The sequence below is a fragment of the Pseudomonas sp. AC070 genome (assembly GCF_979258635.1).
Map to the genome: position 1 here is coordinate 3,303,367 of NZ_OZ409871.1, position 25,049 is coordinate 3,328,415.

Below are 25,049 nucleotides of genomic sequence, written 5' to 3' on the forward strand. Positions count from 1 at the left end.
GCCTCGCTGCCAACCGGTGGGAAGAAATTAGCTGGTTGTGGGGAATGCGTATGGAATTTCGAGGGCTTTAGGCGGGCGGCGAGCCTGGATCCCCGCCTGCGCGGGGATGACTGTGTGTTTGGTGAGTATGGCGGCTCAGGCTCGGCGGAGCGGGAAAATTTACTGCACGGTGAAGCGCTTTTCGGCCAGCAGGCGGTCGCCCTGGAAGACCATGAAGTGCCAGTCGCCTTTAACCAGTTCGTTGTATTCGCTGAACTCGAATGCCATCACGTCTTGCGGAGCGCCGACTACCAGTTTCTGTTCAACCACCAGTTTGTCGTGGCGGCCATCGGCGGATTGGATGCCGGGGGTGAGGTACAACAAGGTCAGCGGCGTGTCGTCGATTTTCTTGTTTGCCAGGGTGTAGCGAATGCCGAATTTGGTGCCGAGCTTGGCGGGAATTACATCCGTTGGCTGAATGGCTTGTTTGCTGCGGGTCAGCACGCGCTCGCCGGGTTGCAGGTCAGTGGCGGTGGTTTCGAAAATGCCGAATTCAACCGGGCCTTCAACCCGCACTTCGGCCTGTGCCAACTGACTGACTGCACACAGCAGCAACGCCGCCAGCGAACTCTTACGGATAACTTGCATGTCGCGCTCCTTAGTTGTGGATCGCGCGAGCTTATGACCATGCAATGACAGACTGATGACAGTGCCGGTTACGGCGCCGGCTGTTTCAAGTTCCGCGGCAACACGGCCAGGAAGTTGTCGCGCGCCACTTTCTGCGCCACATCGGCCGGCAGCGCGTCGAGAAACGGATCGAAGCCGCGCAGCTCTTTGCCCACGTTGTCGAACTTGCCCACCACATCGGAGCCGAGCATAAAACGCTCCGGGTAGCGTTTAACCAGCGCCACCCATTCGGCGTCCGGCTTGCCCTCCTCGCTCAGCAAATACGGGTGCAACACGCTCCACGACAGGTCGATATACAAATTCGGGTACGCCTCGAGCATGCGTTGCAGCGTCGGCAGCACGAAATCCAGCTTGGTCTGATGGCGATGCAGCTCCATGCTCGTGCCGGCGTGCGCCCAGATGAAACGGGTATGCGGATGGTTACGCAGCGGCTCCTCGATTTCGGACAGGTACAGCGGGTTTTTCTCGCGCTTGGAGGTGATGTTGCTGTGCAGCAACACCGGTAGATCATGCTCGGCGGCCAGGTGATACACGCGAGCCATGGCTTCGTTGTTGGCCCTTGGGGTGTCACCGGAGGTGATGGCCGTGAGGTCGTCGTGGCGGGTGAACACCTCGCCGATGCCCTGCCAAAAACCGGGGTAGAGCTTGAGCATTCTGGCGATGTGGGCGTCGGCGTTTTTGTCCACCGGGTTAAAGCCGGACAGAAACGGGTGGAAGCGTTTGCGCTGTTCAGGTTGCAGGTCGCCCACGGCGGCGGCGACGTAGAAATCGGTGGCGCTGTACCAGTACGCATCGGCGTCATCGCCAGCGTAATAACGGGGGCGCTTGGGTTCGTCTTCGTGCCATTTCTTGGCCAGGGGGATGCCGGCGATCATCACGTGGTCGACGCGGTTGGCGTCCATCTGTTTCAGCAACGCCGGCATGCCCTCGGTTTCCTGGAAGAAATCGACGTAGTGCAAATGGGCATCGGTGTAGTGGTAGTCGCGGGCATGGCTGGGGCTGGCAAGCAGCAGCGTGAGCATGAATGTGGCAATTAATGTGGGCTGACTGGACAACGCTTCGCTCCCTGAAAGTGCGTGACAAACATAGACCCCGCGCCGGGCTTGCAGGTTCAAGCGGCGCCAAGCAGGATGCTCTACCACGCCCTTCGACGCCGAGATGTGCAATGACCATTACCATCACCAGCCAGTCCGCTACCAGCTATCGCCACGACATCCAGATCGCCGAACTGGCGCCGTTGGCTACCGACATGCCGACGGAATTGGGCGGCGAAAGCTCGGCGCCGGACCCGCACGATTACTTCGACACCGCCCTCGGCGCCTGCAAAGCCCTGACCGTTACCCAATATGCCCGCGCCCGTGGCATGCCGCTGACCGGCATTAAGGTGGCGGTCAGCCGCGACGCCAGCAAAGAGCGCGAAGGCCACTACACCCTGGCGGTCAGCCTGACGTTGGAAGGTGAACTCAGCGATGAGCAACGCGCCAAGTTGCTGGCCATCGCCGACAAATGCCCGGTGCACAAGCTGATGACCAGCACCGAGATTCACGTCGACACCCAACTTGCTGAGTAATCGTTTATGGCCGCTCCCCTGGTAATTCGCCCACGCCCCGAAGACGTTGAAGGCCAGCCGATTTTGCGGCCGCTGCCGTCCGCGCAATGCCGCAGCGTTGGGCCGTTTGTGTTTTTCGATCACATCGTCAGCAACCACTACGCGCCAGGCACCGGCATGAATGTGCGGCAGCACCCGCACATCGGCTTGTCGACGCTGAGCTATCTGTTTGAAGGCGCCCTGCTGCACAAAGACAGCCTCGGTTCAGACCAGCGCGTGGGCGCCGGCGATGTCAGCTATATGACGGCGGGGAACGGCGTTGCCCATGTTGAGCGCACGCCGAGCGAGCTATGGGAAACCGGTTCGCAGCTGCACGGCCTCCAACTGTGGCTTGCCCTGCCGCAGCACCTGGAGCAAGACGCGCCGAGCTACAGCCATCACAGCGTTGCCGATTTGCCGGAAAGCGAGGCGCTGGGGGTGAAGATTCGGTTGGTGGCCGGCGAAGGCTTCTGCCTTAAATCACCCGTGCCGGTGCCGACGCCCACCCTCCTTGCCGACATTTATATGAGCACCGGGTCGGCGCAGTTTATTGCTGCCGAACACGAGCAGCGCGCGCTGTACCTGATCAGCGGCGAAGCGCGACTAGAAGACGAGCCGTTGTCGCCACATAGCATGGTCGTGCTGCCGGCTGGTGAAACCTACACGCTGTTCGCTGAAAGCGACTGCCAGATCATCATGGTCGGCGGCAGCCCGCTGGATGGCCCGCGGCGCATGAACTGGAATTTCGTCGCCAGCGACTCGGCGCTGATTGACCGCGCGCGAGCGAAATGGGCAGCCGGCGATTGGCCGACGGTGTCAGGCGAAACGGAACGAATCGAGCTGCCTCGATAGGGTTTTTCGTAAGGTTCACGAGGGCCTTTCAAAGCGGCTTGTAGGGCTGCGCCTTATAGCGCGCCGCTCTTAGTACCATAAGTTTCGTTCTTATACTAAAACATCACTTTTGCGCATAAACCTGAACTGGTATCTTCCCCCGGCTCCGCAAGGAGTGCGCGGCCGTGCGCGCTGATTTGGCAGTAAGTAGCCTGAAAACAGGACCCGTATGTACGTCTACGACAGTTACGATCAAGACATCATCGAGAGCCGCGTCAAGCAGTTCCGTGATCAGACCCGCCGTTATCTGGCTGGCGAACTTTCTGGCGAAGAATTTCGCCCGTTGCGCTTGCAGAATGGTCTTTATATCCAGCGTTTTGCGCCAATGCTTCGCGTGGCTGTGCCTTACGGCCTGCTGTCGTCGGCACAGGTGCGCATGATGGCCAAGATCGCCCGCGACTACGACAAGGGCTACGCGCACATCAGTACCCGCCAGAACGTGCAGTTCAACTGGCCGGAACTGGAGGACGTACCGGAAATTCTTGCCGAGCTGGCCACCGTGCAAATGCACGCCGTACAGACCAGCGGCAACTGCATTCGCAACACCACCACTGACCAATTCGCCGGCGTGGCCAAAGACGAAATCGTCGACCCGCGTCCCTGGTGCGAAATCATTCGTCAGTGGTCGACCTTCCACCCCGAGTTCTCGCACCTGCCGCGCAAGTTCAAGATCGCCGTCAACGGCGCCGTGAGCGACCGTGCGGCCATCGAAGTGCACGACATCGGCCTGGAAGCGGTGAAGAACGAAGCCGGCGAGCTGGGCTTCCGCGTATCGGTAGGTGGCGGCCTGGGCCGTACGCCAATCGTTGGCAGTTTCATCAATGAATTCCTGCCGTGGCAGCACCTGATCAGTTACCTCGACGCCATTCTGCGTGTGTACAACCGCTATGGCCGCCGCGATAACAAGTACAAGGCGCGCATCAAGATTCTGGTGAAAGCACTGACGCCGGACGTATTCGCCGAACGCGTTAACGCCGAATGGGCGCATTTGAAAGACGGCCCCACCACCCTGACCGAAGCGGAAGTGGCACGCGTTGCCGCCCATTTCGTCGACCCAGCCTACAAAGCTCTGGAAGACCAGTCCGACGCCCTCGCCGCCTTGCGCGCCGAGCACCCCGGTTTTGATCGTTGGGCCAGCCGCAACGTGTTCGCCCACAAGAAACCGGGCTACGTCGCCGTGACCCTGTCGCTGAAGCCCACCGGCGTTGCCCCTGGCGACGTGACCGACAAGCAGCTCGACGTTATCGCCGACCTGGCTGATCGCTACAGCTTTGGCGAAGTGCGCAACAGCCATAACCAGAACATCATTCTGGCCGACGTCGAGCAGAGCCAGCTGTTCACCTTGTGGGGCGAATTGCGTGAAAACGGCTTCGCCACGCCAAACGTGGGCTTGCTGACCGACATCATCTGCTGCCCGGGCGGCGACTTCTGCTCGCTGGCCAACGCCAAGTCGATTCCAATTGCCGAAGCCATCCAGCGTCGTTTCGACGACCTGGACTACCTGTTCGACATCGGCAATATCGACCTGAACATTTCCGGCTGCATGAACGCCTGCGGCCACCACCACGTCGGCCACATCGGCATTCTGGGCGTGGACAAGAAAGGCCAGGAGTTCTACCAGGTTTCCTTGGGCGGCAGCTCGGGTCGCGACGCCAGCCTGGCGCAGATTCTCGGCCCATCGTTCGCCGAGAAAGACATGGCCGACGTGGTCAGCAAAATCATCGACGTGTACGTGCAAACCCGTCACGAAGAAGAAAGCTTCCTCGACACCTTCCGCCGTGTCGGCATCGACCCGTTCAAGGAGCGCGTATATGCAGCGAATCATTAAGAACGGTCAGCTGGTCGACGAAACCTGGCACCTGCTGCCCAAGGACGCGACGCTCGAAGGCGTGTCCAACTGCGACGACCTGATCGTGCCGCTAGGCCTGTACGTGGAACACAGCAGCGCCCTGAAAGCTCGCGACGGCGGCTTGGGCGTATGGCTGGAAGCCGGTGAAGAAATTGAAGAGATCGCCGATCAACTGGACAACTTCCAAGTCATCGCCCTGAACTTCCCCGCCTTCACCGACGGCCGCCACTCCTCCACCGCCTACATGCTGCGCACCCGCTACGGCTACAAAGGCGAAATCCGCGCCATCGGCGACGTGCTCCGTGACCAACTCTGGGCCCTGCACCGCTGCGGCTTCGACGCCTTCGCCCTGCGCGAAGACAAAGACCCGGACGACGCGCTGAAAGCCTTCAGCGAATTCAACGAGGTTTACCAAGCCTCAGCTGACCAACCCCTGCCCCTCTTCCGAAGAAGGGCATAAACGAAAAAGCCCGCAGATGCGGGCTTTTTTGTGGGCGGGGTTTGGGTTTTGCGGGCGCGGCTACCTTCGCATGTTTTGTTTCTGTAGGAGCGGCTTCAGCCGCGATGCTCTTTACGATCAAGAGCATCGCGGCTGAAGCCGCTCCTACAGGGTTCGACGCGATCTTTTAACAGGCGCCACGGTCGAGATCTCCGGGGGCTAAGGTCAGGCGAACGCAACGCAGCGCATGTTTGTTCCTGTAGGAGCGACTGGGCGGCATCCCGATTAGCCGCGATGCTCTTGAAGTCAAGAGCATCGCGGCTGAAGCCGCTCCTACAGGGTTCGACGCGGTCTTTAAACAGGCGCCACGGTGGAGATCTCCGGGGCTAAGGTCAGGCAAGGCGCGGACGCTCCTGAAAGCGCAGCGTACATTAGTACGTGAGCATTTCAGGAGCGTTCGCAACGCCGCATGGCCGACGACCCGGAGAGATCGTGGGGGCAAAAAAAAGACCACCCCGAGGGGTGGCCTTTTACTTGCCCAAACGCGATTAAGCGTTTTTGGCGGTCCAGCCGGTCAGCTCGGCCAAGGCCTTGCCAATATCAGCCAGCGAACGCACGGTTTTAACGCCTGCGTCTTGCAGCGCTGCGAATTTCTCGTCAGCGGTGCCCTTACCACCAGAGATGATGGCGCCTGCGTGGCCCATGCGCTTGCCTGGAGGGGCAGTCACACCAGCGATGTAAGACACCACTGGCTTGGTCACGTGGGCTTTGATGTAAGCAGCAGCTTCTTCTTCAGCCGAACCACCGATTTCGCCGATCATGACGATGGCTTCGGTTTTCGGGTCTTCCTGGAACAGCTTCAGGATGTCGATGAAGTTGGAGCCTGGGATCGGGTCACCGCCGATGCCGACGCAGGTGGACTGACCGAAACCGGCGTCAGTAGTCTGCTTAACAGCTTCGTAGGTCAGGGTGCCGGAACGCGAAACGATGCCGACTTTGCCTGGCAGGTGAATGTGACCGGGCATGATGCCGATCTTGCATTCGCCCGGAGTGATCACGCCTGGGCAGTTCGGGCCGATCAGGCGTACGCCCAATTCGTCGCACTTAACCTTGGCTTCCAGCATGTCGATGGTCGCGATGCCTTCGGTGATGCACACGATCAGCTTGATGCCACCGAAAGCGGCTTCCAGGATCGAGTCTTTGCAGAAAGGAGCCGGAACGTAGATCACGCTGGCGGTAGCGCCAGTTTTTTCTACGGCTTCTTTCACGGTGTTGAACACTGGCAGGCCCAGGTGAGTGGTGCCGCCTTTGCCCGGAGTCACGCCGCCAACCATTTGGGTGCCGTAGGCAATGGCTTGTTCGGAGTGGAAAGTACCCTGCGAGCCGGTGAAGCCCTGGCAGATAACTTTGGTGTCTTTATTGATCAGGACGCTCATTACTTGCCCTCCGCAGCTTTGACGACTTGCTGAGCAGCGTCGGTCAGGCTGGTTGCCGCGATGATGTTCAGGCCGCTTTCTGCCAGTACCTTGGCGCCCAGTTCAGCGTTGTTGCCTTCAAGGCGCACAACCACCGGGATTTTCACGCCAACTTCTTTCACTGCGCCAATGATGCCTTCGGCAATCATGTCGCAACGAACGATGCCGCCGAAGATGTTCACCAGAACAGCTGCAACGTTGGTATCGGACAGAATGATTTTGAACGCTTCGGTAACGCGTTCTTTGGTAGCGCCGCCGCCTACGTCGAGGAAGTTGGCTGGCTTGCCGCCGTGCAGGTTGACGATGTCCATGGTACCCATGGCCAGGCCAGCACCGTTGACCATGCAGCCAATGTTGCCTTCCAGGGCTACGTAGTTCAGTTCGAACTTGGCAGCGTGGGCTTCACGTGGGTCATCTTGCGACGGGTCATGCATGGCGCGCAGTTTTGGCTGGCGGTACATGGCGTTGCTGTCGATGTTGATCTTGGCGTCGAGGCAGTGCAGGTTGCCGTCAGCTTTGATAACCAGCGGGTTCACTTCCAGCAGTGCCAGGTCGTAGTCCTGGAACAGTTTGGCCAGGCCAACGAAGATGTGAGTGAACTGCTTGATCTGGTCGCCTTGCAGGCCCAGTTGGAAGGCCAGGTCACGACCTTGGTAAGGCTGAGCGCCAACCAATGGATCGATAGTGGCTTTGAGGATCTTCTCAGGGGTGTCGTGAGCGATCTTCTCGATGTCCACGCCGCCTTCAGTGGAGGCCATGAACACGATGCGACGGCTGGAGCGGTCAACGACTGCGCCCAGATACAGCTCTTTGGCGATATCGGTGCAGGACTCAACCAGAATCTGGTTGACCGGCTGGCCGTTGGCGTCGGTCTGGTACGTCACCAGACGCTTGCCCAGCCACTGAGCGGCGAAGGCCTTGGCCTCGTCCTTGCTCTTGACCAGTTTCACACCACCGGCTTTACCGCGACCACCTGCGTGGACCTGGGCTTTGACAACCCACTCGGTGCCACCAATTTTGTCGCAGGCCTCAGCGGCCGCTTCCGGGGTGTTTACTGCAAAGCCTTTGGATACGGGCAGGCCGTACTCAGCAAACAGTTGCTTACCCTGATACTCGTGAAGATTCATGCTTGTCTACCGTCTTCGTTAGGTATTGCGCATTCGACGCTGCGTGATAGTTGCCGCGCCACCTGTGACCGTTTTCTAGAAACAGTCCGCCTGGGCATTCCGCGGTGCGTCTTCGGTGTGAAGACGCACGACGGGCCGCCCGGCGTGGTTCTTGTTGTCGCTATTAACGCTTCTTGCGGTTGGCGATGTGGATGGCGCCGCCATTCACTGCCAAGGCCGCTTCGTGCAGCGCTTCGGACATGGTTGGGTGCGAGAACACCATCATGCCGAGGTCTTCGGCACTGGTGCCGAATTCCATACCGATAGCGCCTTGTTGCACCAGCTCGGCAGCAGCCGGGCCGATTACGTGAACGCCCAGAACGCGGTCAGTCTTGGCATCGGCGATGACTTTGACGAAACCGGCGGTGTCGTTGGCAGCCATGGCGCGGCCGCTGGCAGCGAACGGGAAGGTGCCGACGTTGATGGCAACGCCTTCAGCCTTGAGCGCCTGCTCGGTTTTGCCAACCCATGCGATTTCCGGGTGGGTGTAGATAACCGATGGCACCAGGTCGTAGTTCATTTGCGCTTTGTGGCCGGCGATACGCTCGGCAACCATCACGCCCTCTTCCGAGGCTTTGTGCGCGAGCATGGCGCCACGTACCACGTCACCAATGGCGTAAACGCCTGGAACGCTGGTGGTGCAATGGTCGTCAACGAAGATGTAACCACGCTCGTCGAGGTCGACGCCGCTGTCCGCTGCCAGCAACTCGGTGGTTACCGGGCGACGGCCTACAGCCACGATCAGCTTGTCGAATACCTGCTTCTGCTCGCCTTCGGCGTCAGTGTAGGTAACGGTGACTTGCTTCTTCTTCACTTCCGAACCGGTTACGCGAGCGCCCAGTTTGATTTTCAGACCCTGCTTGGTGAGGATCTTCAGCGCTTCCTTGGCAATGGCTTCGTCAGCCGCTGGCAGGAACTTGTCGAGTGCTTCGAGCACGGTCACTTCGGCACCCAGACGGGCCCACACCGAACCCAGCTCCAGACCGATAACGCCAGCGCCGATCACGCCGAGGGTTTTCGGTACGGCTTGGAAATCCAGAGCGCCGGTGGAGTCGACGATAACGTCCTGATCAACCGGAGCTGGCGGGATGTCTACCGGACGCGAGCCAGAGGCCAGAATCACGTTGTCGGCTTCGTAGACAACCGCTTTGCCGTCAAGGCCGGTCACTTCAACCTGCTTGTTCGCCAGCAGCTTGCCGTGGCCTTCGAGCAGGGTCACACCGTTGGCCTTGAACAGGGTGGCAACGCCGCCAGTCAGGTTTTTAACGATGGTGTCTTTGCGCGCAACCATGGCCGGCACGTCGATAGAGACGTTCTTGGCGCTGATGCCGTGCACAGCGAAGCCTTCGTGGGCTTCGTGAAATTTGTAGGAGCTGTCGAGCAACGCCTTGGATGGAATGCAACCGACGTTCAGGCAGGTACCGCCCAAGGCAGTTTTGCCTTCCTTACCCTGATATTTCTCGACACAGGCAGTTTTCAAACCCAGTTGAGCGGCCTTGATAGCGGCTACATAGCCCCCTGGGCCAGCACCGATCACTACCACGTCAAATTTTTGCGTCATAACTCATTCCTTTTCGGATGAAACCGGACAGCCCCTTTTGGGGGCCGCCGTGATCAGAGAACGGATTAGATATCCAGCAACAGGCGCGCCGGATCCTCCAGCAGGTTCTTGATCGTTACCAAGAAGCTCACGGCCTCCTTGCCATCGATCAGACGGTGGTCGTAAGACAACGCCAAGTACATCATTGGACGGATGACAACCTGACCATTGATTGCCATGGGGCGCTGAATGATGTTGTGCATGCCAAGAATGGCAGCCTGCGGCGGGTTGACGATCGGGGTCGACATCATCGAACCGAAGGTGCCGCCGTTAGTGATGGTGAAGGTGCCGCCAGTCATCTCGTCGATGGACAGCTTGCCCTCTTTGGCCTTCTTGCCGAAGGTGGCGATGCCGTTTTCGACTTCTGCCAGGCTCATCAGTTCGGCGTTACGCAGAACCGGAACCACCAGGCCACGGTCGCTGGAGACGGCAACGCCGATGTCCTGGTAGCCGTGGTACACGATGTCGGTGCCGTCGATCGACGCGTTCACCGCCGGGAAGCGTTTCAGCGCTTCTACCGAGGCTTTCACGAAGAACGACATAAAGCCCAGACGCACGCCGTTGTGGGTCTTCTCGAACAGGTCTTTGTACTTGCTGCGCAGGGCCATCACTTCAGTCATGTCGACTTCGTTGAAGGTGGTCAGCATGGCCATGGTCGACTGAGCTTCAACCAGACGCTCGGCCACTTTGGCGCGCAGGCGGGTCATCGGAACGCGTTTTTCCACGCGGTCGCCAGCAGCGAAAACCGGAGCGGCAGCAGCCGGTGCGGCAGCAGCTTTGGCCGGTGCAGCCGGAGCGTTTTTCTTCGCTTCGATGGCAGCAACCACGTCTTCTTTGGTGACGCGACCGCCTTTACCGCTGGCGGCGATGCTGTTGACGTCGATGCCGTTTTCTTCAGCCAGCTTGCGTGCGGCTGGAGCGAGGATCAGGTCTTCGGACTTGGCGGCCGGTGCAGCAGCCGGAGCGGCAGCAGGAGCCGGTACAGCGGCGGCTGGGGCGGCAGCAGCGCCGGCGCCATCACCGAGTTTGCCCAGCAGTTCGCCGCTGAGAACGGTGTCGCCTTCATTCTTGACGATTTCAGCCAGAACGCCGTCGGCCTCAGCTAGCACTTCCATGACCACTTTGTCGGTTTCGATGTCGACGATCAGGTCGTCGCGCTTGACGGCGTCGCCCGGCTTCTTGTGCCAGGTAGCAACGGTGCCGTCAGCAACCGATTCCGGAAATTGCGGGGCTTTGATATCGATAGCCATTGTGTACGGTTCCTTAAATTCGGGTTCTTCAGCGAACGGGCTGCAGGATCGCTGCAGCCCGTTGTGGGACGAAGGCGTTAAACAGTAAAGGCGTCCTGCAGCAGTTTTTCCTGCTGCTCGGCGTGCATCGATGCGTAACCACAGGCCGGAGCAGCAGAGCCTTCACGGCCGGCGTACTCGAGGAACAGGCCTTTCTTGTGGGCGCTGGTAACACGACGCATGTGGTGCTGACTGCAATACCAGGCGCCTTGGTTCATCGGCTCTTCCTGACACCAGACCACGTGCTCCAGGTTCTTGTACGGAGCAAGCACCTCCGCCAGATCGTCTTCGGGGAACGGATACAGCTGCTCGATACGCACGATGGCGGTATCGTCGCGGCCTTCGGCACGGCGCTTTTCCAGCAGGTCGTAGTAGACCTTGCCGCTGCACAGTACCAACCGTTTCACTTTCTTCGGATCGAGTGCATCGATCTCTGGAAGCACCGTTTGGAACGAACCTTCGGCCAGGTCTTCCAAGGTCGAAATGGCCAATTTGTGCCGTAGCAGCGACTTCGGTGTCAATGCGACCAATGGCTTACGCAGCGGCCGAATCACTTGGCGACGCAGCATGTGGTAGACCTGCGCCGGGGTAGTCGGCACGCACACCTGAATGTTGTGCTCAGCGCACAGCTGTAGGTAGCGCTCCAGACGCGCCGAGCTGTGCTCAGGCCCCTGCCCTTCATAACCGTGCGGCAGCAGCATGGTCAGGCCGCACAGACGACCCCACTTGTGCTCGCCGCTGGTGATGAATTGGTCGACAACCACTTGTGCACCGTTGGCGAAGTCGCCGAACTGCGCTTCCCAGATCACCAACGCATCCGGCTTGGTGGTTGAGTAGCCGTATTCGAAGGCCAGCACGGCTTCTTCCGACAGCAGCGAGTCGTACAGGTCGAACTTCGGCTGACCTTCGTACAGGTGCTGCAGCGGAATGTAGGTGCCAGCGTCCTTCTGGTTGTGCAGCACCGCGTGACGGTGCGAGAAGGTGCCGCGGCCCACGTCCTGACCAGTCAGGCGGATCGGGTGCTTGTCGAACAGCAAGGTGCCGTACGCCATGGTTTCAGCGAAGCCCCAGTTGATCGGCAAGCCACCGGCAGCCATCTTCTGGCGGTCTTCGAGAATTTTCGAAACCTGACGCTGAACCACGAAACCTTCTGGCACTTCCAGCAACTTGGTTGCCAGTTCCTGCAGGGTTTTCAGCGGTACGCGGGTGTCATGACGGGCAGTCCAGGCGTGGCCCAGGTACGGACGCCAATCCACGAACAGCTCTTTGTTCGGCTCTTTAACCAGGCTTTTTACAACGTGCAGACCGTTGTCCAGCGCGTTGCGGTAGTCGTCAACCTTGTGCTGAACGCTGTCGGCATCAAGGCTGTTGGACTGGATCAACGCGTCGGCATACAGCTCACGAGTAGTGCGCTGCTTGGCGATTTGCTGGTACATCAAAGGCTGAGTGCCGTTCGGCTCGTCGGCCTCGTTGTGGCCGCGACGACGGTAGCAAACCAGGTCGATTACCACGTCACGCTTGAACTGCATGCGGTAGTCGATGGCCAGCTGGGTCACGAACAACACGGCTTCCGGGTCATCACCGTTAACGTGCAGGATCGGCGCCTGAATCATCTTGGCGACGTCGGTGCAGTACTCGGTGGAACGGGAGTCTTCCGGGTTGCTGATGGTGAAGCCAACCTGGTTGTTGATCACGATGTGCACGGTGCCGCCAGTTTTGAAGCCGCGAGTCTGCGACATCTGGAAGGTTTCCATGACCACACCCTGACCGGCGAACGCCGCGTCACCGTGTAGGGAAACCGGCAGAACCTTGTCACCGGTGGCGTCGTTGCGACGGTCTTGACGGGCGCGAACAGAACCCTCAACCACTGGCGAAACGATTTCCAGGTGAGACGGGTTGAACGCCATGGCCAAGTGCACTTCACCGCCAGTGGTCATCACGTTGGATGAGAAACCCTGGTGGTACTTCACGTCGCCGGAGCCCAGCTCAACCAGCTTCTTCTTGCCTTCGAACTCGTCGAACAGGTCGCGCGGGTTTTTACCGAAGGTGTTGACCAGCACGTTGAGACGGCCACGGTGGGCCATGCCGATGACGATTTCTTTGGTGCCGTATGAACCGGAACGCTGAATGAGCTCGTCGAGCAGCGGAATCAAACTCTCGCCACCTTCCAGACCGAAACGCTTGGTACCCGGGTACTTGGTGCCCAGGTATTTTTCCAGGCCTTCAGCGGCGGTGAGGCGCTCGAGCAGATGGCTCTGAACCTCAGGGGAAACCGTCGGACGACCGCGCACGCTTTCCAGACGCTGCTGGAACCACTTGCGTTGCTCGGAATCGACGATGTGCGTGAACTCGGCGCCAATGGTGCGGCAATATGTCTGCTGCAGAGCCACGTAGATCTCGCGTAACGTCGCCTCCTCTTTACCGATGTAAAGCTCACCGGTACGGAAGGTTGTGTCGAGATCGGCATCAGTCAGGCCGTAATGATTGATCGCCAGATCAGCCGGTGCCGGGCGCTGCCACAGACCGAGCGGATCGAGCTGAGAGGCCTGATGGCCACGCATCCGATACGCCTGAATCAGTCGCAAGACTTCGACCTGCTTCTTCTCGTGCTCACTGCTCACGCTGCCGGCAGACACCGGTTGAGCGCGACGCTGGTTCTTGGCCAGCAACACGAAATGATCGCGCACCGTCGAGTGGGAAACGTCATTGGTGACGTTGCCATCGGCCGGCAGCTTCTGGAAGTAGGTGCGCCACTCTTCTGGCACAGCGTTGGGATCGTGCAGGTAGAGCTCGTAGAGCTCTTCCACGTAGGCAGCGTTACCACCGGATAGGTGGGCACTGTCCCACATGCGCTGCATCACGCTTTCTTGCATGCTTGGTCACCCTCGGTAAGGGGACACCACCGGCGTGGAAACCGCATGAAATTACCCAGCCCAAAACCAGCGACCTGGTAAAGCCACTTCGGATCCCGCAGATAGTCCGGGTACCAGCCCGGATGCCCCTGCTGGTCGTCAATTTTTCAAAGTGAGGGCCGCCGCCTTTTGGGTAGCGACCCGGTCTTAAACTACGGCGCCGAATGGTCGGCGCCGCAGGTGTAGCTGGTTATGCAGGTATTGCCGGTAAATCAGGTACCGCTGTGCAACAACATGCTGCGTACGTGGCCGATCGCCTTGGTCGGATTGAGACCTTTAGGGCAAACGTTCACGCAGTTCATGATCCCGCGGCAGCGGAATACGCTGAACGGGTCATCAAGTGCAGCCAGACGTTCTTCGGTGTGCGTGTCGCGGCTGTCAGCCAGGAAACGATAGGCTTGCAGCAGTGCAGCTGGACCGAGGAACTTGTCCGGGTTCCACCAGAACGAAGGGCACGACGTCGAGCAGCACGCACACAGAATGCACTCGTACAGACCGTCGAGCTTCTCGCGCTCTTCGGGGGTCTGCAGACGCTCGATAGCCGGCGCCGGAGTATTGTTCTGCAGGAAAGGTTTCACCTTTTCGTACTGCTTGTAGAAGATGCTCATGTCGACGACCAGGTCACGGATAACCGGCAAACCTGGCAGCGGACGAACGATCAGCTTGTTGCCCTTCACTACAGCCGAAATCGGCGTGATGCAGGCCAGACCGTTCTTGCCGCTGATGTTCATGCCGTCGGAGCCACAAACACCCTCACGGCAGGAACGGCGATACGAGAAGCCCTGATCCTGTTCTTTGATCAACGCCAGAACGTCCAGCACCATCAGGTCTTTGCCGTCGATATCGACGTTGAAGTCCTGCATGAACGGTGCAGCATCCGTTTCCGGGTTGTAGCGGTAAACGCTAACTTGCAGAGTTTTACCAAGAGACATAATGGCCACCCTTAATAAGTACGAATTTTGGGTTCAAACGCCGGAACAGTCTTAGGCGCGAAGTTGACGGCACGCTTGGACACACGCTTCTCGCCTGGGAAATACAGGGAGTGGCAGAGCCAGTTTTCGTCATCCCGATCTTCGTAGTCTTCACGAGCATGAGCACCACGAGATTCCTTGCGGACTTCAGCGGCAATGGCAGTGGCTTCGGCCACTTCCAGCAGGTTCTGCAACTCCAGCGCTTCGATGCGCGCGGTGTTGAAGGCCTGACTCTTGTCGTCGATCTTGACGGCAGCGATGCGGCCGCGCAGGTCAGCCAACTGAGCAATACCCTTCTGCATGTATTCGCCGGTACGGAATACACCGAAGTAGTTCTGCATGCAGCTCTGCAGTTCCTTACGCAGGGACGCAACGTCTTCACCGCTGGTGCGCTCGTTCAGGCCATTCAAACGCGCCAGAGCAACATCAACGTCGGTTTCGGTGGCACGACGATAGTCGACGCCTTCTTTCAGAGTTTGTTCCAAGTGGATGCCGGCCGCACGACCAAACACCACCAGGTCGAGCAACGAGTTGCCGCCCAGACGGTTGGCACCGTGCACCGATACGCACGCCACTTCGCCTACTGCGAACAGGCCCGGAATGATGTGGTCGTTACCCGCAGCATCCTGGGTGATCGCCTGGCCATGAATGTTGGTAGCAACGCCGCCCATCATGTAGTGGCAAGTTGGGACCACAGGAACCGGCGCAACAACCGGGTCAACGTGGGCGAAGGTCTTCGACAGTTCGCAGATACCTGGCAGACGGCTGTGCAGCACTTCCTCGCCCAAGTGGTCAAGTTTCAGCATCACGTGGTCGCCATCCGGACCGCAACCGTTGCCGGCGATGATTTCTTTAACCATCGAACGAGCAACCACGTCACGACCGGCAAGGTCTTTCGCGTTCGGAGCGTAACGCTCCATGAAACGCTCGCCATGCTTGTTGATGAGGTAACCACCTTCACCACGGCAGCCTTCGGTAACCAGTACACCAGCGCCGGCGATACCGGTGGGGTGGAACTGCCACATTTCGATGTCTTGAACCGGTACGCCAGCACGCAGCGCCATACCAATACCGTCACCGGTGTTGATCAGGGCGTTAGTAGTGGACGAGTAGATACGGCCCGCACCACCCGTTGCCAGAACGGTGGCGTTGGAGCGGATGTACGAGGTTTCACCGGTTTCAATGCAGATGGCGATGATGCCGACGAACACGCCGTCCTGGTTCTTCACCAGATCAACTGCATAGTATTCGTTGAGGAATACGGTGTTGGCTTTCAGGTTGGCCTGGTACAGCGTGTGCAGCAGTGCGTGACCGGTACGGTCAGCAGCGGCGCATGTACGGGCAGCCTGGCCGCCTTTGCCGAAGTCTTTCGACTGGCCACCGAACGGACGCTGATAGATGCGGCCTTGTTCGGTACGGGAGAACGGCAGACCCATGTGCTCGAGCTCGAACACCGCTTCCGGGCCTACGGAACACATGTACTCGATAGCGTCCTGGTCACCGATGTAGTCGGAGCCCTTGACGGTGTCGTACATGTGCCAGCGCCAGTCATCATTCGGGTCGGCCGACGCGATGGCGCAGGTGATACCGCCTTGTGCCGAAACAGTGTGCGAGCGGGTCGGGAACACTTTGGTGACTACTGCAGTCTTGTGGCCGCCTTGGGCCAGCTGCAGCGCGGCGCGCATCCCGGCACCGCCACCACCAATAATGATGGCATCGAAGGAAAGCGTATTAATGTTAGCCATGAATCAGATACCCCAAAGAATCTGCACGCCCCAGACGAAGTAAGCGAACATGGCGATGCCACACGCTGCCTGGAACAGAAAACGCACACCGGTCGCCCACTTGCCCAACGCCATTTGCGTCAGGTAGTCGGTGGAAATCGTCCACATGCCGACCCAGGCGTGAACGCCCAGAGCAACGAGCGCCAAGAGGCTGAAAATGCGCATCCAGTTCTGTGAGAACAGACCATGCCAGACGGTGTAGTCCAGGCCTGGGTGAACCACGAGGTATCCAATCAGGAAAAGGAAATAAGCCGCGAGTACAACCGCAGACACGCGCTGGGCCATCCAGTCATATAGCCCGGAGCGTGAGAAGTTCGTGACGTTAGTTACCATATCCATACTCCCGCCAGCACAATCACTACCGCCGAAACGACGAGTACGATTTGCGAGCCCAGTTTGCCGCCTTCCAGCGTCTCACCAACGCCCACGTCCATAATCAGATGGCGAATACCTGCCACCAAGTGATACAGCAGTGCGGAGAGCAGGCCCCAAATCACAAATTTGGCCAGAGGGCTGGCCAGAAACGCGGCCACCTGCTTGAAGCCATCCTCGGACTCGAGGGACTTGTCGAGTGCGTACAGCAGCACAGCGAGTCCCACGAAAAGGATGACACCGGAGATCCGGTGCAAGATGGACGTGTAAGCAGTGACTGGGAGTTTGATCGTCCTTAAGTCTAGGTTTACAGGTCTTTGGCTATTCACGGCTTTTTTCACACTGAAGGGCCCCTAACAATCAGGGCAAAGTTGTCGGGAAGTGCACTGGTCAGAACCCACTACCCAGGGAGTGACAACCTCCAGAATAAAGGCTCCAAGGCCCCTGGCGGTCGGTGGGGGAGTATAGACAGTTAGGTTACTAATGACAACGAAAAGGCCTACCCCAAACCGCTCATTGCGCTTACTTGGCAAAAGGCGTAAATAGCGCGAAAAACAACGCCAAACACCGCTGCAAGCCTTCTGGCGCATGGCCTCCGGTAAATTGACTTTAGGATTTATCTCTCTATAGTGTGGCGGGCCCTGCGTGGGGGGCAGTCTGGTGATTTCAAGCATAAATAGGAGGCCACACATGGCTGACAAAAAAGCGCAGTTGATCATCGAGGGCGCAGCCCCCGTCGAGCTGCCCGTTTTATCCGGCACCGTTGGTCCCGATGTTGTAGATGTACGGGGCCTGACCGCCACGGGCCATTTCACTTTTGATCCTGGCTTTATGTCGACCGCCTCGTGCGAGTCGAAGATCACCTATATCGACGGTGACAAAGGCATCCTGTTGCACCGCGGCTACCCGATCGAGCAATTGGCTGAGCAGTCCGACTACCTCGAAACCTGCTACCTGCTGCTCAATGGTGAACTGCCTACCGAAGAGCAGAAAGCCAAGTTCGTCGGCACCGTGAAGAACCACACCATGGTTCACGAGCAGCTGAAAAGCTTCTTCAACGGCTTCCGTCGCGACGCTCACCCAATGGCCGTCATGTGCGGCGTAGTCGGCGCCCTTTCGGCCTTCTACCACGACTCGCTGGACATCAATAATCCGCAGCACCGCGAGATTTCGGCCATTCGCCTCGTGGCGAAAATGCCGACCCTGGCGGCCATGGTTTACAAGTACTCCATGGGTCAGCCGATGATGTATCCGCGCAACGACCTGACCTACGCTGAAAACTTCCTGCACATGATGTTCAACACCCCGTGCGAGATCAAACCGATCAGCCCGGTGTTGGCCAAGGCAATGGACCGGATCTTCATCCTCCACGCCGACCACGAACAAAACGCTTCCACCTCCACCGTCCGCCTGGCTGGCTCATCGGGTGCTAACCCGTTCGCCTGTATCGCTGCCGGTATCGCTGCGCTCTGGGGCCCTGCCCACGGCGGCGCCAACGAAGCCGTGCTGACCATGCTGGACGAGATTGGCAGCGTCGAAAACATCGACACCTTCATCGCCAAGGCCAAAGACAAGAACGATCCGTTCAAGTTGATGGGCTTCGGACACCGCGTTTACAAAAACCGTGACCCACGCGCCACCGTCATGAAGCAGACCTGCGACGAAGTGCTGAAGGAACTCGGCATCAAGAACGACCCGCAGCTGGAACTGGCCATGCGCCTTGAAGAGATCGCGCTCACCGATCCGTACTTCAAGGAACGCAACCTGTACCCGAACGTCGACTTCTACTCGGGCATCATCCTCAAAGCGATCGGCATTCCGACCAGCATGTTCACCGTAATCTTCGCCCTGGCGCGGACCGTCGGCTGGATTTCGCACTGGAAAGAAATGCTCTCCAGCCCGTACAAAATTGGCCGTCCGCGCCAGCTTTATACCGGCTACGAGCAGCGCGACATTACCGCGCTGAAAGACCGCAAATAAGCATCACGCGGTCGACAAAAACCCCGCCTAGGCGGGGTTTTTTATTGCTTCATCGAACCCGTAGGAGCGGCTTTAGCCGCGATGCTTTTATGCACCAAGAGCATCGCGGCTAAAGCCGCTCCCATAATAGGAAAGCGCGCGGCTACTTCTTCTCCGCCCGCTCCTTCATGCCTTGAAGGGTTTTAAACGGCGCATCGACCACAAAGCTGTTAGCCAACCACGACGGTACGCTGCCGCCCGGTTCGGTCGTTACCTGATACGTCACTTCCACTTCGCCTGTGCCCTTGGGCGCCATCTTCCAAAAGCCGTCTACCTTGGTTACGCGCACATAGCCCTTCTCTTCCGGCTGATAGGTGGGCAAGCCTTCAAGCTTGCGCAGCACGGTGCCGTCAGGTTCCTCGGTGGTGGTCACGTGGATGATCGAATCACGCGGCGTCACCGGCCACGGTGGGCTGAAGCGGCTGTAAGTCCAGCTTTGCGCGCCTTCGCTCTTGATCAGCTTTTGCTCGCTGCATTGGAAAATCCACTTGCACGAACCGCTGACGTCTTCCTGCAGCGCGCGCAGGGTAGCGATGTCGCTCTTGATGGTGGTCACGCCCCGGTAGGCTTTGTATTGCGAGCCGGACACTTCGCTCAGAAAAACCTTGATGCCGTCTTCATCCTTGGCCAGTTTCCAATCCTCGGCATGCGCCGCTGCAGATGCCAGCAGACTTACGGCACACACACCGGCCACTCGACTTAGCAAACCCATCACGAACTCCTTACTGATGATGCGCGAGGTGCCAGAGGCCCTCGGGCTTTATTGGATTACCGCTTAGACGCCCAGGCTGGTGGCCTGTTCCAGCCAACCCAGCAAACGGATCGCCTCCTCGCGGCTGCTGCCACATACCTCAACATCGGCGCTAAACGCCGCGCACACGGTCGGGCGCTGCGGCGAACCGAACAGCGCGCACAAATTATCGACCGACAGATGCAAACAACGTTCGCCGGCCCGCTTGCCGTTAGGCAAACCGGGCATCGGCGAGCTGATGGAGGGGGCGATGCAGCAGGCACCGCAACCGGGGCGGCAATTCATGACAACGGATACCTCGTAAACCTAGCCAACCGTGCGCGCTCAACCCCGGCGCGCCGGCAACGGGCGGCGATTCTACCCGCGCGCCCGGCCACCGCAAAGCCACCGCGAACTACTTCAGACGCGTAATCAAACTGGAGGTATCCCAGCGTCCCCCGCCCTGCCCTTGTACCTCGGCGTAAAACCGGTCCACCAGCTCCGTCACCGGCAACTGCGCACCGTTACGCTTGGCTTCCTCGAAGACCATGGCGAAGTCTTTGCGCATCCAATCCACGGCAAAACCGTTGTCGAACTTGCCCTCCAGCATCGTTTGATAGCGATGCTCCAATTGCCACGACTGCGCCGCGCCGTGGCTGATGATGTCCATGGCGCTGGGCACGTCCAGGCCGGCATGGCGGGCAAATTGCAGCGCTTCGGCCAAGGCTTGCAGCAAGCCGCCCACGCAAATCTGGTTGACCATCTTGGTCAACTGGCCGCTGCCGACCGGCCCCATGCGCTTCACCCGCTTGGCGTAGCTCTCGATCACCGGCGCCGCCCGTTCGAACAATGCCGCGTCGCCGCCGACCATCACCGTTAACATGCCGCCCTCCGCGCCCGACTGGCCGCCCGACACCGGCGCATCGAGAAAACCCACCTCGCGCTCGGCCGCCAGCGCCGCCATTTCACGCGCAATATCGGCCGAAGCCGTGGTGTGATCCACCAGCACGCTGCCGGCCGCCATGCCCGCGAATGCCCCGTTTTCGCCGAGCAGTACCGCGCGCAATTGTTCGTCATTGCCCACGCAGGTCATCACCCATTCCGCGCCCTCGGCCGCCTCGCGCGGGGAAGCGGCGCTCTCGCCTGCAAACTCTTCGCACCACACTTCAGCCTTGGCCTGGGTGCGGTTGTACACGGTCACCTGATGCCCTTCGCACGCCAGGTGCCCCGCCATATGAAAGCCCATGGTGCCGAGCCCGATAAACGCCACAGTCGCCATCACATCTCTCCTTTCTTGGGTTACCACAAGCGTAGAGCGCCCTGACGATTTGGCCGGGAGAAAAACCGGGGCTTCGTCGGTCATACGCCACGCAGGCGCCTGGAATGGGGTTTGCGGGGCGTCGAAAGGCCTTCCATACTGCTTGCCCAACGGATGGAGAGAACGATGGGATATTGGTTGGTGATCGACCTGGAAGCCACGACCGAAGAAGGTGGCTGGCCGGTTACAGACATGGAAATCATCGAAATCGGCGCCAGCCTGGTGAACGCCGAAGGCCGGGAGGTTGACCATTTCCAGCGCTTCGTCCGCCCGCTGCGGCGGCCCCACCTCACCAGTTTTTGTCGGCAACTCACCCATATCACTCAGGCGAATGTCGATGCTGCGGCGCCGCTTGTAACGGTGTGGCCGCTGTTCGAGCGCTGGCTCGGCGCCCATCAACCGCGCCTGGTGGGTTGGGCCAGTTGGGGCGACTACGACCGCAAACAGCTTGAGCAGGATTGGCACCAGCACCAGCTCACCAGCCGGCTCAGCGCAGTGCCGCACGTGAACCTCAAACAGCGTTTCGCCAAGGCCCGCCAACTGCAAAAACCGGTGAGTTTGAACACCGCCCTGCAATTGGCCGGCCTGAGTTTTCAAGGCCAACAGCACCGTGCCCTGGAAGATGCGCGCAACACGGCGCGGCTGTTGCCCTTAGTGCTGCCCGCCTCGTAAACGCCGCCGCAGCGCGGCCCGCGAAGGTGACGGGGGCCAGCGCCTTGGGCATACTGACCGACCTTTTTTTCGTCCCTTAAAGGAAATGTCATGTTCAAGGTCAACGAATACTTTGACGGTACCGTTAAATCCATCGCCTTCGGCATGGAACAAGGCCCGGCCACCATCGGCGTCATGGCCGCTGGCGAGTACGAATTCGGCACCAGCCAACTCGAAGTCATGCACGTCGTCGCCGGCGCCCTGACCGTCAAACTGCCAGGCACCGACGCCTGGGAAACCTTCGAAACCGGCAGCAACTTCACCGTTCCGGCCAACAGCAAATTCCAGCTGAAAGTCGCCGTCGACACCGCCTACCTGTGCGAGTACCGCTAAGCTTCTCGCCACGCCGTTGATAAAAATTCCGGAGCGGTAAAAACCGCCCAACAGCATCGCGGCTGAAGCCGCTCCCACACAAATTCCTGTGGGAGCGGCTTCAGCCGCGATCAGCTCCAGCACCAAATTTTGCTCACTGCCACGCTCCAACCGGACACTCCCCATGCCTGGGTCCAAACCCGCCGTCTCGATTGCCATCCCCATTCTTTTGCTGATCATCGCCATGAGCTCCATTCAAGGCGGTGCGGCGCTGGCCAAAGGCATTTTCCCCGTAGTGGGCGCTGAAGGCGTATCGGCGCTGCGCCTGAGCCTTGGGGCAATCATTCTGTGCCTGGTAATGCGCCCGTGGCGCGCGCCGTTCAACCGCGCCGGCTTGCTGTCGCTGTTGGGTTACGGCGCATCGCTCGGGGTGATGAACCTGCTGTTTTATATGTCGCTGAAAACCGTGCCGCTGGGCATCGCGGTGGCACTGGAGTTCACCGGCCCGTTGGTGCTGGCCATGCTCTCGTCGCGGCGTTTTATTGATTTTGTCTGGATCGCCCTGGCCGTCGTCGGCCTGGCCTTGCTGCTGCCAGTGAACCCGGCCAATGCCGAGCTCGACCCACTGGGCGCCGCGCTGGCCCTGGGCGCTGGCGTGTGCTGGGCGTTGTACATTTTGTTCGGCCAACGCGCCGGTGCCGAACACGGCAGCCAAACCGTGGCGCTGGGCACGGTGGTCGCGGCCATCATTGTGTTTCCGATCGGGGTGGTTTCGGCGGGCAGTGCGATGTTCCACTTCACCTTGCTGCCAGTAGCAATCGGCGTGGCGATTCTGTCCACCGCCCTGCCCTACAGCCTGGAAATGTTCGCCCTCACCCGCCTGCCGGCGCGCACCTTCAGCACGCTGATGAGCATGGAACCGGCGATTGCCGCGATGTCGGGGCTGATCTTCCTGCAAGAGAAACTCAGCAGCAGCCAATGGGTGGCCATTGGCTCGATCATCGTCGCCGCCATCGGCGTGGCGCTGACCGTGAAACCGCAGCCGGCGAAGAATCCGCCGCGCGACATCAAGCTGGCTGAGTAAACGGCGTCTCGTCGCTGCTGGTGTTGAACTGCAACTCGGCCAGGCGGCGATACAGCGGATTGCCCGCCACCAATTGCGCATGACTGCCCAGCGCCACCAGTTGCCCGTTGTCGATCACGGCAATGCGGTCCGCGCTTTTCACCGTGGCTAACCGGTGGGCAATCACCAGCGTGGTGCGCCCGGCCATCAAGCTCGGCAAGGCCTGTTGAATCAGGTGTTCGCTCTCGGCGTCCAGGGCGCTGGTGGCTTCGTCCAGCAACAGAATCGGCGCATCCACCAGCAACGCCCGGGCAATCGCCAGGCGTTGGCGCTGACCGCCGGATAACCCGAGCCCGCCGTCGCCCAAATGGGTTTTGTAGCCGTCCGGCATCGCCATGATGAATTCGTGAGCGTGAGCGGCACGGGCCGCCGCTTCCACTTCCGCTTGCGTTGCAGACGCTCGGCCATAACGGATGTTGTCTTCGACGCTGCCGAAAAACAGCGCCGGGTTTTGCGATACCAAGGCAAAGCAGCGACGCAGGTCGACCGGGTCGAGCTGGGCGATGGGCAGCCCCTCCACCCGAATCTGCCCTTCTTGCGGGTCGAAAAAGCGCAGCAGCAGATCGAACAGCGTCGACTTGCCAGCGCCGGACGGCCCCACCAACGCCAGGGTCTCGCCCGGCTCCACCTGCAGACTGATGCCATCCACCGCAAAGCGATCACGGCGCGTGGGATAGGCGAACCGCACGGCATCCAGCTCGATGCGGCCACTGACGCGCTCGGGCAGCACCTGCAAATCGCTGGCGGGGGCGAAAATCTCACTGCGTGCCTGAAGCAGTTCGGCAATGCGTTCGGCCGCGCCAGCCGCGCGTTGCAGCTCGCCCAGCACCTCGCTCAAAGTGCCAAATGCGGTGCCGACGATCAGGCTGTAAAACACAAACGCCGCCAGCTCGCCGCCGCTGATGCGCCCGGCAATTACATCCATGCCGCCGACCCAGAGCATCACGCCCACCGCGCCCAGCACCAGCAGAATCACCACGCTGATCAGCCAAGCGCGCTGGGAAATTCGCTTGCGCGCGGTTTCAAAGGCGTCTTCCACCGTGCCACCGAAGCGACGTTTGTCCTGCTCCTGATGGTTGTAAGCCTGCACGGTTTTGATTTGGCCCAGGCTTTCGCCGACGTAGCTGCCGACGTCGGCAATGCGGTCCTGGCTTTGGCGCGAAAGGCTGCGCACGCGGCGGCCGAAAATCAGAATCGGCGCGATCACCAGCGGCAAGGCGGCGATTACGATCAGCGATAACTTGGGGTTGGTGACAAACAGCAGCACGATGCCGCCGACCAGCATGAGGGCATTGCGCAACGCCAACGACAGCGACGAGCCGATCACCGACTGCAACAAGGTGGTATCGGCTGTCAGTCGAGACTGGATTTCCGAACTGCGGTTGGTCTCATAAAAGCCGGGATGCAGTGTGATCAGATGGTTGAACACCTTCTTGCGGATATCCGCCACAAAGCGCTCGCCAATCCACGACACCAGGTAAAACCGCGAAAACGTACCCACCGCCAGTGCGACCACCAGCACCATAAACAGCGCGATGGACTGGTTAAGCATATGCGGCGACTGGGTGGCGAAACCCTGGTCCACCAACAGCTTCACGCCCTGCCCCATAAACAGCGTGATACCGGCCGTGAACATCAACGCCACCAGCGCGCCGATTACCTGCCAGCGGTACGGCGCAACAAACTCACGCGTCATGCGCAGCGCCTTGCGCTGGCGGGAAGACAAAATGGAGATCATGCGGCGACTCGCAGAGAGGAAGGGGCTAGCGGTAGATGGGGACGGTGGGTGCGGACCTCAAGCAAAACGCAAACAAATATCGGCATGGCTTCTGTA

General features: G+C 59.7%; 23 protein-coding genes. 8 read left to right on the forward strand and 15 right to left on the reverse strand.

Going from position 1 to position 25,049, the window contains the following annotated elements:
• Positions 1–159: 159 nt before the first annotated feature.
• Together ACZZ0Q_RS14840 and ACZZ0Q_RS14845 are read right to left on the reverse strand one after the other, a co-directional pair.
• Complete coding sequence (locus tag ACZZ0Q_RS14840) at positions 160–627, reverse strand: DUF3859 domain-containing protein (protein WP_122497125.1); 468 nt, start codon at positions 625–627, stop codon at positions 160–162.
• 68 nt (positions 628–695) lie between these two features.
• Positions 696–1,688: an amidohydrolase family protein gene (locus tag ACZZ0Q_RS14845; RefSeq protein WP_463542321.1), complete on the reverse strand. Its 993-nt coding sequence runs from the start codon at positions 1,686–1,688 to the stop codon at positions 696–698.
• Between the two features lie 143 nt (positions 1,689–1,831).
• Between ACZZ0Q_RS14845 and ACZZ0Q_RS14850 the strand changes: the two genes are divergently transcribed.
• The 4 genes from ACZZ0Q_RS14850 to ACZZ0Q_RS14865 all read left to right on the forward strand — a co-directional run bounded on the left by ACZZ0Q_RS14850 (position 1,832) and on the right by ACZZ0Q_RS14865 (position 5,454).
• Positions 1,832–2,236, forward strand: coding sequence for an OsmC family protein (locus ACZZ0Q_RS14850; protein ID WP_463541771.1), 405 nt, complete (start codon positions 1,832–1,834; stop codon positions 2,234–2,236).
• Between the two features lie 6 nt (positions 2,237–2,242).
• Complete coding sequence (locus ACZZ0Q_RS14855; protein ID WP_463541770.1) at positions 2,243–3,106, forward strand: pirin family protein; 864 nt, start codon at positions 2,243–2,245, stop codon at positions 3,104–3,106.
• A gap of 208 nt (positions 3,107–3,314) precedes the next feature.
• Positions 3,315–4,973, forward strand: a complete 1,659-nt coding sequence (locus ACZZ0Q_RS14860; RefSeq protein ID WP_463541769.1) for a nitrite/sulfite reductase — start codon at positions 3,315–3,317, stop codon at positions 4,971–4,973.
• Entirely contained in the window at positions 4,957–5,454 is a 498-nt protein-coding gene (locus ACZZ0Q_RS14865; RefSeq protein WP_122451179.1) for a DUF934 domain-containing protein, read from the forward strand. The genes ACZZ0Q_RS14860 and ACZZ0Q_RS14865 overlap by 17 nt, the downstream gene beginning before the upstream one ends.
• 527 nt (positions 5,455–5,981) lie before the next feature.
• On the opposite strand, the gene sucD is transcribed toward ACZZ0Q_RS14865, so the two are convergent.
• The 9 genes from sucD to sdhC all read right to left on the reverse strand — a co-directional run bounded on the left by sucD (position 5,982) and on the right by sdhC (position 17,343).
• On the reverse strand, positions 5,982–6,869 hold the full coding sequence (gene sucD, locus ACZZ0Q_RS14870) for a succinate--CoA ligase subunit alpha (protein WP_122451178.1): 888 nt from the start codon (positions 6,867–6,869) through the stop codon (positions 5,982–5,984).
• Positions 6,869–8,035: an ADP-forming succinate--CoA ligase subunit beta gene (gene sucC / locus ACZZ0Q_RS14875; RefSeq protein WP_463541768.1), complete on the reverse strand. Its 1,167-nt coding sequence runs from the start codon at positions 8,033–8,035 to the stop codon at positions 6,869–6,871. Before sucC ends, sucD begins: the two co-directional genes overlap by 1 nt.
• 163 nt (positions 8,036–8,198) lie before the next feature.
• On the reverse strand, positions 8,199–9,635 hold the full coding sequence (gene lpdA, locus ACZZ0Q_RS14880) for a dihydrolipoyl dehydrogenase (protein WP_463541767.1): 1,437 nt from the start codon (positions 9,633–9,635) through the stop codon (positions 8,199–8,201).
• 65 nt (positions 9,636–9,700) lie between these two features.
• Positions 9,701–10,924, reverse strand: coding sequence for a 2-oxoglutarate dehydrogenase complex dihydrolipoyllysine-residue succinyltransferase (odhB, locus tag ACZZ0Q_RS14885; RefSeq protein ID WP_463541766.1), 1,224 nt, complete (start codon positions 10,922–10,924; stop codon positions 9,701–9,703).
• A 77-nt stretch (positions 10,925–11,001) separates the two neighbouring features.
• The gene (locus ACZZ0Q_RS14890) at positions 11,002–13,836 is read right to left on the reverse strand and encodes a 2-oxoglutarate dehydrogenase E1 component (protein ID WP_463541765.1); all 2,835 of its coding nucleotides are present in this window, start codon (positions 13,834–13,836) and stop codon (positions 11,002–11,004) included.
• A gap of 251 nt (positions 13,837–14,087) precedes the next feature.
• Complete coding sequence (locus ACZZ0Q_RS14895) at positions 14,088–14,807, reverse strand: succinate dehydrogenase iron-sulfur subunit (protein WP_122451280.1); 720 nt, start codon at positions 14,805–14,807, stop codon at positions 14,088–14,090.
• Positions 14,808–14,818: 11 nt separating this feature from the next.
• Positions 14,819–16,591: a succinate dehydrogenase flavoprotein subunit gene (gene sdhA, locus ACZZ0Q_RS14900; protein WP_122451173.1), complete on the reverse strand. Its 1,773-nt coding sequence runs from the start codon at positions 16,589–16,591 to the stop codon at positions 14,819–14,821.
• Positions 16,592–16,594: 3 nt separating this feature from the next.
• Positions 16,595–16,963, reverse strand: coding sequence for a succinate dehydrogenase, hydrophobic membrane anchor protein (sdhD, locus tag ACZZ0Q_RS14905; protein ID WP_122451172.1), 369 nt, complete (start codon positions 16,961–16,963; stop codon positions 16,595–16,597).
• Positions 16,957–17,343, reverse strand: a complete 387-nt coding sequence (gene sdhC, locus ACZZ0Q_RS14910) for a succinate dehydrogenase, cytochrome b556 subunit (RefSeq protein WP_206000775.1) — start codon at positions 17,341–17,343, stop codon at positions 16,957–16,959. The genes sdhD and sdhC overlap by 7 nt, the downstream gene beginning before the upstream one ends.
• Before the next feature lie 349 nt (positions 17,344–17,692).
• Here sdhC and gltA point away from each other — a divergent pair, with 349 nt between their 5' ends.
• Entirely contained in the window at positions 17,693–18,982 is a 1,290-nt protein-coding gene (gene gltA, locus ACZZ0Q_RS14915; protein ID WP_463541764.1) for a citrate synthase, read from the forward strand.
• Positions 18,983–19,124: 142 nt separating this feature from the next.
• Here gltA and ACZZ0Q_RS14920 read toward each other — a convergent pair whose 3' ends face one another.
• The 3 genes from ACZZ0Q_RS14920 to ACZZ0Q_RS14930 form a co-directional block, all read right to left on the reverse strand.
• On the reverse strand, positions 19,125–19,733 hold the full coding sequence (locus ACZZ0Q_RS14920; RefSeq protein ID WP_463541763.1) for an START domain-containing protein: 609 nt from the start codon (positions 19,731–19,733) through the stop codon (positions 19,125–19,127).
• A gap of 63 nt (positions 19,734–19,796) precedes the next feature.
• On the reverse strand, positions 19,797–20,057 hold the full coding sequence (locus ACZZ0Q_RS14925; RefSeq protein ID WP_463541762.1) for a YkgJ family cysteine cluster protein: 261 nt from the start codon (positions 20,055–20,057) through the stop codon (positions 19,797–19,799).
• Between the two features lie 109 nt (positions 20,058–20,166).
• Positions 20,167–21,030: an NAD(P)-dependent oxidoreductase gene (locus tag ACZZ0Q_RS14930; RefSeq protein ID WP_463541761.1), complete on the reverse strand. Its 864-nt coding sequence runs from the start codon at positions 21,028–21,030 to the stop codon at positions 20,167–20,169.
• A gap of 165 nt (positions 21,031–21,195) precedes the next feature.
• Between ACZZ0Q_RS14930 and ACZZ0Q_RS14935 the strand changes: the two genes are divergently transcribed.
• The 3 genes from ACZZ0Q_RS14935 to rhtA all read left to right on the forward strand — a co-directional run bounded on the left by ACZZ0Q_RS14935 (position 21,196) and on the right by rhtA (position 23,176).
• The gene (locus ACZZ0Q_RS14935) at positions 21,196–21,741 is read left to right on the forward strand and encodes a 3'-5' exonuclease (protein ID WP_463541760.1); all 546 of its coding nucleotides are present in this window, start codon (positions 21,196–21,198) and stop codon (positions 21,739–21,741) included.
• Between the two features lie 90 nt (positions 21,742–21,831).
• Positions 21,832–22,113 (forward strand): pyrimidine/purine nucleoside phosphorylase, encoded by a 282-nt coding sequence (gene ppnP, locus ACZZ0Q_RS14940; RefSeq protein ID WP_122497096.1) that lies wholly within the window; start codon positions 21,832–21,834, stop codon positions 22,111–22,113.
• 163 nt (positions 22,114–22,276) lie between these two features.
• The gene (gene rhtA / locus ACZZ0Q_RS14945; protein WP_463541759.1) at positions 22,277–23,176 is read left to right on the forward strand and encodes a threonine/homoserine exporter RhtA; all 900 of its coding nucleotides are present in this window, start codon (positions 22,277–22,279) and stop codon (positions 23,174–23,176) included.
• Here the strand turns inward: rhtA and ACZZ0Q_RS14950 are convergent.
• The gene (locus ACZZ0Q_RS14950; protein WP_463541758.1) at positions 23,160–24,953 is read right to left on the reverse strand and encodes an ABC transporter transmembrane domain-containing protein; all 1,794 of its coding nucleotides are present in this window, start codon (positions 24,951–24,953) and stop codon (positions 23,160–23,162) included. The genes rhtA and ACZZ0Q_RS14950 overlap by 17 nt on opposite strands.
• Between the last annotated feature and the right edge of the window lie 96 nt (positions 24,954–25,049).